General features: G+C 40.8%; 11 protein-coding genes, 1 pseudogene and 1 riboswitch. Of the genes and pseudogenes, 7 read left to right on the top strand and 5 right to left on the bottom strand.

The window, feature by feature from the left end; all coding sequences use genetic code 11:
* Positions 1–139: 139 nt before the first annotated feature.
* Positions 140–337: pseudogene (locus ACTNC0_RS15660) on the top strand (response regulator); the annotation flags it as partial.
* A gap of 330 nt (positions 338–667) precedes the next feature.
* Here the strand turns inward: ACTNC0_RS15660 and ACTNC0_RS15665 are convergent.
* From ACTNC0_RS15665 to ACTNC0_RS15675, 3 genes are all read right to left on the bottom strand, one after another.
* Positions 668–1,042, bottom strand: coding sequence for a BlaI/MecI/CopY family transcriptional regulator (locus ACTNC0_RS15665; RefSeq protein WP_441088103.1), 375 nt, complete (start codon positions 1,040–1,042; stop codon positions 668–670).
* Between the two features lie 353 nt (positions 1,043–1,395).
* Positions 1,396–2,037, bottom strand: coding sequence for a GNAT family N-acetyltransferase (locus ACTNC0_RS15670; protein WP_441088104.1), 642 nt, complete (start codon positions 2,035–2,037; stop codon positions 1,396–1,398).
* Between the two features lie 140 nt (positions 2,038–2,177).
* Entirely contained in the window at positions 2,178–4,244 is a 2,067-nt protein-coding gene (locus ACTNC0_RS15675) for a M28 family peptidase (RefSeq protein ID WP_441088146.1), read from the bottom strand.
* Positions 4,245–4,624: 380 nt separating this feature from the next.
* A riboswitch (cobalamin riboswitch) is annotated at positions 4,625–4,809 on the top strand.
* 97 nt (positions 4,810–4,906) lie between these two features.
* On the opposite strand from ACTNC0_RS15675, the gene ACTNC0_RS15680 reads away from it, so the two are divergent.
* Complete coding sequence (locus ACTNC0_RS15680; protein WP_441088147.1) at positions 4,907–5,692, top strand: succinylglutamate desuccinylase/aspartoacylase family protein; 786 nt, start codon at positions 4,907–4,909, stop codon at positions 5,690–5,692.
* Positions 5,693–5,988: 296 nt separating this feature from the next.
* Here the strand turns inward: ACTNC0_RS15680 and ACTNC0_RS15685 are convergent, their stop codons facing one another.
* Positions 5,989–6,468 carry a DUF2284 domain-containing protein gene (locus ACTNC0_RS15685; protein ID WP_119242653.1) on the bottom strand — a complete coding sequence of 160 codons (480 nt, stop codon included), beginning with the start codon at positions 6,466–6,468 and terminating at the stop codon, positions 5,989–5,991.
* Positions 6,469–6,796: 328 nt separating this feature from the next.
* Here ACTNC0_RS15685 and ACTNC0_RS15690 point away from each other — a divergent pair, with 328 nt between their 5' ends.
* Together ACTNC0_RS15690 and fucO are read left to right on the top strand one after the other, a co-directional pair.
* Positions 6,797–7,375 (top strand): TetR/AcrR family transcriptional regulator, encoded by a 579-nt coding sequence (locus tag ACTNC0_RS15690; RefSeq protein ID WP_441088105.1) that lies wholly within the window; start codon positions 6,797–6,799, stop codon positions 7,373–7,375.
* A 299-nt stretch (positions 7,376–7,674) separates the two neighbouring features.
* On the top strand, positions 7,675–8,820 hold the full coding sequence (fucO, locus tag ACTNC0_RS15695) for a lactaldehyde reductase (protein WP_441088106.1): 1,146 nt from the start codon (positions 7,675–7,677) through the stop codon (positions 8,818–8,820).
* A gap of 185 nt (positions 8,821–9,005) precedes the next feature.
* Here fucO and ACTNC0_RS15700 read toward each other — a convergent pair whose 3' ends face one another.
* Positions 9,006–10,094, bottom strand: coding sequence for a hypothetical protein (locus tag ACTNC0_RS15700; protein WP_441088107.1), 1,089 nt, complete (start codon positions 10,092–10,094; stop codon positions 9,006–9,008).
* 488 nt (positions 10,095–10,582) lie between these two features.
* On the opposite strand from ACTNC0_RS15700, the gene sstT reads away from it, so the two are divergent.
* The 3 genes from sstT to ACTNC0_RS15715 all read left to right on the top strand — a co-directional run bounded on the left by sstT (position 10,583) and on the right by ACTNC0_RS15715 (position 13,002).
* Positions 10,583–11,809 (top strand): serine/threonine transporter SstT, encoded by a 1,227-nt coding sequence (sstT, locus tag ACTNC0_RS15705; RefSeq protein WP_441088108.1) that lies wholly within the window; start codon positions 10,583–10,585, stop codon positions 11,807–11,809.
* 125 nt (positions 11,810–11,934) lie between these two features.
* On the top strand, positions 11,935–12,195 hold the full coding sequence (gene spoIIID, locus ACTNC0_RS15710; protein ID WP_441088109.1) for a sporulation transcriptional regulator SpoIIID: 261 nt from the start codon (positions 11,935–11,937) through the stop codon (positions 12,193–12,195).
* Between the two features lie 72 nt (positions 12,196–12,267).
* Positions 12,268–13,002 carry a helix-turn-helix domain-containing protein gene (locus tag ACTNC0_RS15715; RefSeq protein ID WP_441088110.1) on the top strand — a complete coding sequence of 245 codons (735 nt, stop codon included), beginning with the start codon at positions 12,268–12,270 and terminating at the stop codon, positions 13,000–13,002.
* The last annotated feature ends 172 nt before the right edge of the window (positions 13,003–13,174 follow it).

A 13,174-nucleotide genomic window follows, 5' to 3' on the forward strand; every position in this document is an offset into this window, starting at 1 on the left:
GAGCTGACTGTTACTAATCGGGTGAGGGCTTGACCAAGAATCGCAGGAAGAATGATCTCAAGGAAATGTCAACATGTATGTAGTTTTGAAGATATAGTAAAAACCAGCTAGTAATTAGCTGGTTTTTTTGTGTGGAAAGACTGATATTAAGATGCCATATATGGATGGCCTCACGCTGAGTCGTAAGCTTAAAGAACTTTACCGGACAGTAAAGATTATTATTTTTTCAGGATTTGATGAATTTGAGTATGCCAAGGAAGCAATTCAGATTGAGGTAGAGGAGTATATTCTTAAGCCAATCGATGCCGGAAATTTGAGAGAAGTTTTCGGCAGGATTCCAAAAGAGGAGTGGCCCGGAGTTGTTGGAATTGATGGTACGGATGCAGGGCTTGATGCAGTGAGAAATGAAGAAATGCTTGGAACTGTTTATAATGATAAAGAGGGGCAGGCACAGGAGATGCTAAATCTGGCTTTTGCAATCGCTACAAACGGAACAAAGGAGAATATTCCTCTGATAGACGGAAAATATGTACGTACACCTTATCATAAAGTTACACAGGATAATATTGAAGATTATGAAAATAAACAAGGGGCTGTCGATTGACAGCCCCTTAAATTTTCCTGAAAACAATATCATGCATATGATACAGAAAAATATCTGATTGACTTAAAGTGTCTGGATGTAAGCTAATAAATCTTCTTTTTCTGCACCGGTTAATTTATGGCCTTCTGTGAATGCACATATGAAATTTTTAAGGGATCCTTCGTAGGAGTCGTCAACGATTTCTTTTGCGTAGTTTTCATAAAACTTTTTTGAGGAGACAGAGGGAATATAAATCGCACGTTTTCCACTTTTGTCTATATTTAAAAAGCCCTTCTGTGACAGACGTGAAAGGAATGTATTTACAGTCTGTTTCTTCCATGCTTTCTTTTCAACCTCATTAAAATGAACCATAATCTCAGCGAAGGTTGCAGGTGTTTCTCTGGTCCATAAATACTGTAAAATATAAAATTCTGTTGCGCTCATTGCATTGCGTACCATTAATTAAGTCCTCCTTATTAGTATTATAGATGTGTACCCCTGGAATATAAAAACAGTGATCCACTCTGATACCAGTTGATGGCAGAGTTGCTATTCGCCTCTTTACCGGTAATGGGGGTATGGGATATTGCCGATAAAAAGTATGATGAAATAATACCGTTTATTTCGTGAGTAGTAACACTGTCAGGGTACACATGGTACAGGTGTGTGATGAGGGCAAAAACATACAAACCCTAACATCTACATGTTATTCTAATATAAAAATATAAATATTACTAGGTGTAGAAATAGACAAAATTTTAAGCAGAAAATAGGTTAATTTATCGGATTTCGGAACCTGCTTTCAGGAACGCTTATATAGTAGCTTCGCGGATCATGCAGTATTGTTTTAGACCGAAGTGATGTTTTTCTACAATTCCATATGTTTTAAATCCGAAATGCTCATAAATAGGGACGTTTTCCGGATTATGGGTTTCCAGGGAGATTAGCATTTTGTGCTTCTGCGCGTAGTCGATTACTTCTTCCATGAGAAGGTCGGCAAGTCCGTGGTGCTGGTGTCCGGGATCTACGGCAAGATAGATTACATGAAGGCGGTCTGTCTGGTGGAGCTGGTCTGTCCAGCTGGAATTCAGGTAGTCTTTGCCCTGGATAAAATTCCAGAAAGTCTTCAGGCTGGGATCTTCTTTGATCAGCCATCCGTCAGTGGTAAGTAGCGCCTTGGCTTCGGTGAGACAATATTGCAGAACGTTGTAAGGTTCACTTTCATCTGAAACGACCAGGATACTGTTTAATTCACTGCTGTCAGAGTAGATTTCACAGGTTTGGAAGAATTCTGTAAGGTCGCAGGAAAAGAGTTCCGGCAGGAGGCGTTCTCTGGTTGCATCATCCGGAATCAGGGTGTGATACAGAGGATCCTGTGCGAAGCAGACGGTTAAGAGTTTCTGTAATCGTGGTAAATCTTCTTCTTGTACTCGATATAAATTATCGCTTTCCATAGTATGTATGAATCTCCTTATTTTTTCAATGGATTATAGTAATCTATAAGATATTGCAATTAATCCAGCCCATCAGAAAATGAAATTTTAGTTGCATTATTTTCTGGAATTGCTATAGAGTGTGTTTGAAAACTCATTCGTTATAGAATTGGCGAGTTAAAAACGTCATTAAACATGGCTGACAGTTTGCTGACAGAGCTATTCAGGTAGCGGATATCATCTTTGTAATAAGCTCTTTGTCTGCGCAGAGCAGCTTCCAGACGGCGAATCTCTCCGTCCAGTTCCGGATTCTCTTCTTCCAGGCGCTGTTTTAATTTCTGTACGATTCCGTAAAGATTTTCATGATGCATGATACGTCCGGCACCCCACATCAGGCGATCTTTGGGCTGGTGAAGAATGTATTCGGTGAAATGGTAATACACTTCTTCATCAAAAAGGAATGCGTACATGTTGTTGTCTACACGATAGAGTGCTTTCAGCGCATCTGTGATATTTCCTTCAGATAAAACCTGGCAGGCTTTTTCCAGCTGCCGGATATTTCTGGAAGCTGCTTCCTGTGGGAAAATTACTTCATCCTGCCAGTTGAGACGCACCAGATAGTCCTGGGCTTTGCGGAAAATCTTCAGCAGTTTCAGCCCGACAGGTTCCCATTTGGAACGAAAATTTCTGCGGAATGCGGAATCTGAAAGTGCAGCATATTCTTCGTTGATCTGGCATATTTTTTTGTAAATATTTCTGGCAGATTCGGTGGCTGTCCGTAAGTTCTGAAGTAGGGTTTCCTGTTCAGAATCTGCAAATGAAAGGGCATTTTCGTGAATACTGTCTGTGACTGCCTTCATGGTATTGCTGAAATTCAATGGCGGCAGAACCAGCGCATCGATGGCCATTACCAGTTTCAGATAGCATTCATGGTGGAACTGATAAACTGCTTCCTGATAGACATCCTGATTGTCATATTGAGAGTGATAGTAGTTCTGCATAAAAGGTCCGGCACTGAAATCATTGACGGTAGAAGGAATGCCGGCAATAGCCATGGAGAAATCATCTGACCATGTCTCGATAGGAGAAAGGACAGTGATTCCGTCCGGATAAGCTTGCTTCGGAACTGTCAGGCTGTCAGTAAACTGACGGATAAAGTCAGTATATTCATAAGTACACCGAATAGCATCCTGCGTGTTGTGGGCATGTGCGGGAAGCTCGAAGTTCAGGTTTGCGATAACTTTTCCCTGCCAGTCGGGATGTACGCGGAATACCTGATTATAAGCTCCGGTGGACCAGTCATATTTGGAATCAATAATTCCCCATTCCTCGGCGGCCATCGCGCAGAAGACAAGGGTATGAGCTGGTTTGTAACCGCCTTTTACAAGTGCGCGGGCGATGCCGAGCATCATGGCAATCGCTGCATTGTCATCCTGAAATCCGTCGAAATAGGAATCATAGTGAGCAGATAGTACAATCATGGCGTCAGTTTCAGTTCCCTGAATCTTACCGACAATGTTGCTGGCCTTGGTATCCGGAATGACTCTGGAACGGGCATCAAGTGATACTTTTAAAGTTTGTTTTCTTAATATAGAAGAATCTGCCTCCGGAGAAGTTTCAGAATGATCCAGATTACCATGTGAGGATTCAGAAGTCATCTGATTATTCTGGTGTGTAAAAGCGTTGGTTTGGATTGCACACTTTAAAATTTTGGCATCTGCTTGTGACAGGGAGAATGCAGGCGCGAAGTCCGGGCCTGCGATATCCTGAGCGTTGAGGGCAGTTTCTGCAATTTCGCCGTAACCATTGGCCTGAACTGCAATAAGAGCAGCGGCGCCTCGCAGATAGGCCTGATAAACAGGAAAACTGATCCACCATTCATCACGCTGGTTGATCTCAACCATAACCAGTTTACCTTTTACATTTACGCCCTCATAATCAGCGGCGGTTCCTTTTCCAAGATAAACTAATTCATAATCCTGGAAGCCGTCAGTTTTAAAATTTGTCTGATATCCGCCCATCTGAAAAACATGTTCCAGACCGTCATCATCCGTAAACTTCAAGACAGCTTTCTCAAATTCCCAGCCGTCCAATGTAAATGTATCCCTGGTTACATCGATAAGTCCGATTTCTTTCATTTCTTTATATAACATATCACCTGTGGCGGTTTCAGCGGCAGAACCTGCGGTACGATAGCCGAGAACAGGATTTGTTTTTTCTTTTTCCATGCGTTTGGCAAGCTGATAGGACCAGTCTGTGTCAATGCAGGAGATACAGGAATCTTCAATGTTCAATTTGTTTCGCCTCTTTCCTGAAATTGTTATAAAAATATTTTAGCATAGCAAGGTAGCTTCTACAATCACTGTTTATTGGTTGTTGAAAAAAAGGAGACAATCTGAAATTACTATAAAAACGAAGTGAGCAGTAAGATAAAAGGCAGAAATCTGAAAAATAGTGAAAAACGCCGTGCTATAGTAGCATAAAAAAGCAAATAAGCGAGATAAAGCGGAGTATTGTATATTTTTGGATACAATATGCTTTGGTAATAGAACATACTGGACAAACAATAAAAAATCAGCGTATACTGATATCGCAAAAATTAAATAACATTTATTGGTTTTGAACCAGTCGTTGTAAGTTCCGCAAGGATTAATAGAGAAACCGGTGCAAGTCCGGTACGATCCCGTCACTGTAATAGGGAGTTTCGGAAAAAAATGTCACTGGACCATGTGAACAGTAATGCGGAATATGTAGGTATTCAGGCAGCCATGTAGCTGGCTAACGATCTGGATCCGAAGAAGATTGCGGGAAATATCATAGTAATCCGTCTGATGAACCGGACGGGATTTGAGCATCGCACCATGACCTGACGTATGAAGACGGAAAGAATCTGAACAGAGTTTTTCCGGGAAATCCGAATGGTACACTTAGTGACAGGATCGCTTATACTGTTGTGACAGAGTTTTTCCCGAAGGCAGATTATTATATCGATCTGCATTGCGGGGATGGCTTCGAGGGGTTGGTATCCTATGTATATTGTACAGGGGCAGCTACTCCGGAAGTTGCGGCAAAGAGCCGTGAGATGGCAGAGATCGCACATGTGGACTATCTGGTAACATCTATGTATGGAACCGGCGGAGCTTACAACTATGCCGGAAGTATGGGGATTCCAAGTATCTTGTTGGAACGTGGACACAGCTCCCGCTGGTGTGAAGATCTGGTTGCAGAAGATGTTCATGATGTAAAGAATATCTTAAGACACCTTGGTGTTCTTTGCGGCAAGTTCCATACGCACGGTGAACCTCCGGTAGAAGTAAGTCCTGTGATTTATGAAGATGCCCCGGTGTCCGGATGCTGGTATCCTGCAAAACAGCCAGGAGAGACCTTTAAAGAGGAAGAAGTGCTGGGAAAAATCTGTGATTATTTTGGATGTGAACTGTTTGTCTACAGAGCTAAGATGGGCGGGATTATCCTTTATCAGACAATCAGTCTGTGTATTATGAAAGACACGCCGATGGTATCTTATGGAACCTGGGATGAGGAAAAACAGGGGAAAATTGAACTTGGATGTGAGGTTTGCGGAAATAAAGAACATAAGCATGGACACCACCATCATAAACATGGAAGTGATAAACACAGAAATAGTAAGCATGAAAATGATAAACACCATAAGTAACATGAGAATCATATAGTAAAAAAGTCCCCTGCGGAGGTTGCGAAGAGCAATAAGCAGTGGGTGGGGACTTACTTGTATCAGGAGGGGTACAAGCCTCTCCTGATAAACTGTGAAGCAGTTATTCGGTGTAGAGCCACGTAGCGAAAGCGGATTGCGAATATCCGATTGACATGGCTGACTGAAAATAAAATGCGGCCGTACAATATCTCATTATTGGAGATAAAGTGCGGTCGTATTTTGCATTATTTTTGTGATGAGCTTTTTGGGCAATCATCGGAAATACAAAATCTGCCTGTCTATTCATGAAACAGAATCTGAGTAAAGAATCTCACATCTGAATCGTCTGCCCAGCAGATCATTCCTGCGGCATCTGCCATCTTCTGCGCATCTACGCTGTAGGCTGACATGCAGGAACAATTTTTATATGGACCTGCACTCATGATTAGAACATCATCTTTTCCGGTTTCCTGCATACGCTTGGCGAGCTGTTCTGTAAGAATATTCTGCGCATGTTTCGCCTGTTTAAAAAGAACTGGATCCATAAGAGGATCTTTCAAAACAGTCTGAAGAACCAGTGCTTTTTCGTACTTCATTGCTCTTTCGTGCATTTCCTCTACAGTGCCGCAGGCAGGTGGACATGCCGGCACCAGATTATAATTTCCACACATATTGTCTTCGCAAAACTGTCGGTATTCCGGTACAAATACCAGGTCTTTTGTATCCATGATCGCTGCATTGGCAAAGCCCATGGAAAGTGCTTCTTTTATAAGATCCATAAGATAAAATCTCCCTTCTGTAAGTGGATGAAATATTTTGCTATAAAACAATGACTGGGTGTCAGAACAGAGTAAAATTGATTTACCTTTGATTCCGACATCATAATAGGATTATAGCATAATTCGAGCGTTTATGTCTGGCTGTTTTGCAGAATTCTTGTTATAATAAATAGTATATGTTACTGTTCACAGGTAGTACCCCGCGAGGTGTTTTTTTTGAGCGAAGGTCACCTACAGAACCTGCCACTGGCAGCTTCTTACCAGTATATTAACCGAAACTGTAGAGCAGTTATTCGATGTAGAGCCATGTAGTGAAAGGAAAAATTGAATGGAACTGACAACCGAAAAAAGCAAGGGTGAAAAAACAAAATACCGCCTTGCGCAGTCAATGAAAGAGTGCATGAAAACAACATCTGTAGATAACATTACAGTGAAGCAGATTACGGAGAACTGTGGTGTTACAAGACAGACCTTTTACCGGAACTTTATGGATAAATTTGATCTTATCAACTGGTATTTTGATAAGCTTCTGGCGAAATCTTTTGAGCATATGGGAATGGGAAAGACGGTGTATGAGGCACTGGTAAAGAAGTTTACTTATATTCAGGAGGAACATATTTTCTTTGCGGCGGCATTTCGATATGACAGTCAGAATAGTCTGAGACAGCATGATTTTGAGCTGATTCTGGCATTTTACGAGAAACTGATTCGGAAAAAAACAGGCAGGGATGCAGATGAGACTATTCATTGTATTCTGGAAATGTATTGCCAGAGCTCAATCTATATGACTGTAAAATGGGTGCTTGGCGAAATGGAATGTACGCCGCAGGAACTGGCAGTAGTTCTGGTAGATGGGATGCCTGGAAAACTCTCTGAATTGTTTGAAGAATTGAAAATATTGTCATAAATATAACAGGAATTATGGAAGTATCAAAGACGGTTGCGATTTTCTGACAGTAAGATCGTAGAGAAAAAAATGAGCTGTTTAATGGCGTAAAACACAGTTTTGCCAGCAACTCGCGTATAATAATCATGCACAATTTTCCCTGCTGTTTTTTGGAACTATCATACAAACTCTGAGAAAAAGTTACATTTGCATGAAAGTGTAACTTTCTTTTTTTACTTCGCATTGTTAATATAATAACAAAGATAAGCGGTGCGGAAGCTTACCAATGAATATTGAAAATGAAAGGAATGGAAATTATTATGGCAAACAGAATTAATTTAAATCAGACATCATATCATGGCGCAGGAGCAATCGAAGAAATCGCAAACGAAGCAAAAGCTCATGGCTTCAAGAAAGCATTCGTATGTTCAGACCCTGACCTTGTAAAATTCCATGTAACAAGCAAAGTTACAGATATTCTTGAGAAAAACGGACTGGAATATGAACTGTATTCAGATATCAAACCAAACCCAACAATCGAGAACGTACAGCATGGTGTTCAGGCATTCAAAAACTCCGGTGCAGATTATCTGATCGCAATCGGCGGCGGTTCTTCTATGGATACTTCCAAAGCAATCGGTATCATCATTGCAAACCCGGAATTTGAAGATGTAAGAAGTCTCGAAGGTGTAGCACCTACCAAGAAACCTTGTGTACCGATCATCGCAGTTCCGACAACAGCAGGTACAGCAGCAGAAGTAACAATCAATTATGTTATCACTGACGTAGAAAGAAAACGTAAATTCGTATGTGTTGACCCACATGATATGCCAATTATTGCAATCATTGATCCGGAAATGATGTCCTCTATGCCAAAAGGACTGACAGCTTCCACAGGTATGGATGCTCTGACTCATGCAATCGAAGGTTATACAACAAAAGCTGCATGGGAAATGACAGATATGTTCCATTTAAAAGCAATCGAACTGATTTCCAAATCTCTTCGTGGCGCTGTTGAAAACACAAAAGAAGGCCGTGAAGGAATGGCTCTTGGTCAGTACATCGCAGGTATGGGATTCTCTAACGTAGGTCTTGGAATCGCTCATTCCATGGCTCATACACTTGGTGCTGTTTATGATACTCCACATGGTGTGGCATGTGCAATGATGCTTCCGATCGTCATGGAATACAACCAGGAATGCACAGGTGAGAAATACCGTGAAATCGCAAGAGCAATGGGCATTCAAGGTGTAGATGAAATGACTCAGGATGAGTACAGAAAAGCAGCAATCGAAGCTGTTAAGAAACTTTCCGTTGATGTTGGAATCCCGACAAAACTGGAAGCTATCAAAGAAGAAGACCTTCAGTTCCTGGCTGAATCCGCACACGCAGATGCATGCGCACCAGGAAATCCGAAAGATGCAAGCGTAGAAGATCTGAAAGATCTGTTCCGCAAGATTATGTAATTTATGCAAATAAAAAAGTCCCTGAAAGGGGACTTTTTTCTGGATATTTGAAGAATAAACTGACAAAAATATAGCCGGAGTTTACGATAATTAATCATAAATCGTAAATTCCGGCTATATTATGTTAATCTCTACCCGCTGTTTATTGCTCTTGGCAATTGAAGCAAGGGACTTTTCTGATTTGGTTAAATAATATATTTTTTCAAAGCAGTAGTAAATTCCTGAATTCGCTCTTCAGCAATCTCTTTCAGAGTCACATCCTGCATACTCTGGATATATCCCTGTTCCTGTTTGTATAACCATTTATTCACGGATGGATTGATTTTCTCATAATGATTTGCCTTTACCCAATTTTCATAAGAGATCGGTGTCACATAACCTAATTTCTCATCAAGCAGTTCTTTGAAATCAATCTGATCCGCGCGCTGTAACATTTCCTTCCAGAATTCCAGAACTTCCTCTACATGCTCATGAATCTCATAACGTCTTGCACCGCCATCATAAATAATACATTTCTCAAACAGCGGATTTCTCATGGACAAAGTCTCTCTTCTGAATTCCGGCGCAATAATACCATCTTTCCAGTAGAAGTCTACGTCAGGAAGATTGATTCCGGATACACCCTTATCTTGATAAGTGCTGAAAATTCCCTCATAATATACTGTGATAAATCCTTCAAATTCCGGCCAGAATTCACGGATTTCTTTCGTCAGACGTTCCAGAATCGTAATTCCTGTAGTACCGCCAATCGTAAAAATGATAATATTGCGAAGCCTTGTACCGTGTTCTCTGTAGAAATCTGTTACATAACGCAGACAGTGAATTAATGTTTCACCAGTTGCAATGATGTCACCAATCAGCAGAGTACTGTCCGGTACCATTGTTAGTTTACTGTATTTGATCTCCAGACCTGCGATCTCATCTTCATTAAATACACGTTCGCTGGAAAGAAAACTGATATCATGAACACGGATATGTTCTCTGTAGCAGCTCTCCTCAAGCGGATAGTTTAATGCGCCACGAAGAATTGAAAGAATATTTGCGGTTGTTACTTTCTTCTGTTCTTTGAAATAGTAGAGCATCTGAGAAGTGGACGGAATCAGACAATGATACACTTCGTATCCAACTACTTCCGGTGTATTCAGAAGCTTTCTTGTCTCTGCTTCAGAAACCACATAATATTCATTCTCGTAGTTTCCGCCCTCCAGACGGTAACAGTCTACACCCTGCTCTGAAAATTCCGGTACCAGTTTCACATTATTCCAGTTATCCATAGATTTATCCTCCATCTTCTCATGTACATTATCAGATATTTGTTATATCTGCATTTATAGTTTTCGTCATTCCTGTCATCAGCATGTGCCAAATCAGCAAAACAGCCAGCTTTTTCCAGTGCAAAAAGCCAGCTCCTATTAGTACAGCGAATATTAAGTAACTGCTATATTGACTTGTCTGATTTTTCATCTGCGTCAATATAGCAGAAACTTAATATTCGCTATATTAGAAATAGAATAGGCTAAACAGTTGATATTGTCAAGTCTGTAATCTGGTATTTTAACCGAAGCAGACTCCTTATGGTAACAGTTCACACGCTGCTATCCCGCGAGGTGTTTTGGCATGAATATACCAAAATCCCGAGACATACGGCGCGGATTTATGCGATTAGTATAAATTCTGTGCACCCCTTGCATATTCCGTGAGTTTACCCTATAATGTAATGTATCAGCGTTTTAACAAAGTAAAGGAAAAAAGGAGTAAAGAGATGAAAAAGTTTTGGGACAAATGGACTGAGATCGCTCTGGTAAAGAGAATCCTGGTTGGTCTGATCCTTGGTGCGATTCTTGGAATCGCAGTTCCACAGGCCACAGGAATCGCAATACTGGGTGATGTCTTTGTAAGTGCTTTAAAGGCTATTGCACCATTACTGGTGTTCTTTCTGGTTATCAGTTCTCTGTGTAACGCAGGAAAATCTCACGGAGGAGTTATTAAGACAGTTATTATTCTTTATATGTTCAGTACAGTACTGGCAGCAGTAATCGCAGTATTTGCAAGTATGGCATTTCCTGTAAAACTGACACTTGCAAACGCAGCAACTGATACAAGCGCACCACAGGGCATTGCAGAGGTGTTAAATAACCTTCTGTTAAATGTCGTTGCAAACCCGGTATCTTCTCTGGTAAATGCAAACTATGTAGGAATTCTGATGTGGGCAGTTCTTCTGGGACTTGCATTCCGTGCGGCAGATAAGATGACAAAGAAAGTTCTGGCTGATGTTGCGGATGGAATTTCCATGGTAGTAACATGGATCATTAACCTTGCACCTGTCGGAATCTTTGGACTGGTATTTAACACAGTATCTACAAATGGTCTGGATATCTTTACTACATATGGAAAACTGCTTGTTCTGCTTGTAGGATGTATGCTGTTTATCTATTTTGTAACAAACCCGATTCTGGTTTACTGGTGTATCCGTCAGAATCCATATCCGCTGATTTTCCACTGCCTGAAAAGAAGCGCGCTGACAGCATTCTTTACAAGAAGTTCAGCAGCCAACATTCCGGTAAATATGAAAGTCTGCGAAGAGATGGGACTGGACAGAGATACTTATTCTGTAACTATTCCGCTTGGTGCTACGATTAACATGGATGGTGCAGCCATCACTATTACAGTTATGACAATGGCTACAGCATTCACACTTGGTATTAACGTAGATATCCCGACAGCAATCATCTTAAGTTTACTTGCTGCTCTGTCTGCATGTGGAGCTTCCGGTGTTGCAGGTGGATCCCTTCTGCTGATTCCGCTGGCATGTTCTCTGTTTGGTATTTCAGATGATATTGCCATGCAGGTTGTTGCAGTTGGATTTATCATCGGCGTTATTCAGGACTCCGTAGAAACAGCCCTGAACTCATCCTCAGACCTTCTGTTATCTGCCTCCGCAGAATTCAGACAGTGGAGACTGGAAGGGAAAGAGATTAAAATTAAATAAGAAATGGGAAATCCCATATAGCGGCCGCCCGAAAGGGCGGTCGTTTTTATGTGAGCGAAAACTTCGGACATACGATTTTGCGCTAAAGCATACACTGTAAAAACAGCGTCTTCGGAGGCTTATCCGTGAAAGATTATATCGAAGAGCGGGCAGTGGAAATTGCGAATTATATTATTGAGACAAAGGCGACAGTGCGTCAGGCGGCGAAGAAATTTGGAATTAGTAAGAGTACAGTACATAAGGATTGTACCGATCGTCTCAAACAGCTAAATCCGGGACTGGCCAGTGAAGTCAGACAGGTTCTGGATGTGAATAAGCAGGAACGGCATATCAGAGGTGGTCTTGCAACCAGAGAAAAATACCTGCATCAGCATGAAATGTGTTAAAATAAAACTCAATATATAAAAAAGCGCCCGCGGATCGGCGGGGGCTTTTCATAAAGAGGATAACATAGAAAAATGGAAGAAAATCTGAACCGAAATATTGTAAATAAAATATTTGATATGCAGGAAACCGAAATATGCCATAATCCATATGATCACGAACAACGGAAATTATTTAGCATTGAATCGGGAGATTTGCGGCAGTTAAGGAGATGCCAGAGGGAGAAATATGAGGGAAAATTAGGAAGAGTGGCAGATGAGGATCTGAGGAATGATAAGAATATTGCAATTATTGTTATAACACTTGCATCCAGAGCGGCAATTCGCGGAGGGATTAGTCCGGAACTTGCTTTTACAATGGCAGACAATTATATATGTGACATCGAAAGACAGAAAGACAAGAAGGTTATCGCAAAAAAAACAGAAGAATATGAAGAGGAATTTGCAAGACAAGTAATGGAGGCGAAAAAATCACCGGAAACTAATCATTATGTTGAGAAAGCAAAAGATTATATTTATAAACACCTTCACAATGTAGATATTCATCGTGTATGGGAAGAAACTGGGATAAACGGTGATTACCTGTGCAGACTATTCCAAAAATATGAAGGATGTTCTGTGGAGAAATATATACGAAAAGAAAAAATAAAACAGGCAAAGGAATTATTACAATATTCAAATTATCAGATACAGGAAATTTCGGAATATTTATCATTTTCGAATCAGAGTTCTTTTACTAAGTGTTTTAAACTTGAAACTGGAATGACTCCAAAGGAGTTTCGGAAAAGCTGTTTTAAGCAAACCAGGTAAGTACTCTGCTTCAATGGCAAATAACATAAATTCTGCACATCGCAAAGTGTATTACTGAGAGCGGTGAGAGGAGACAGTAACCAGAGGATAAAACAGTGAGAAGTACAAACTGTAGAAAGTCGTTGCAGGCAAAAAATGTTCGGTAAAATAGTATATAAATACTTAAACTTCG

Source organism: Blautia sp. HCP3S3_B11 (assembly GCF_052064435.1).
In the GTDB taxonomy this organism is placed as follows: domain Bacteria; phylum Bacillota; class Clostridia; order Lachnospirales; family Lachnospiraceae; genus Blautia_A.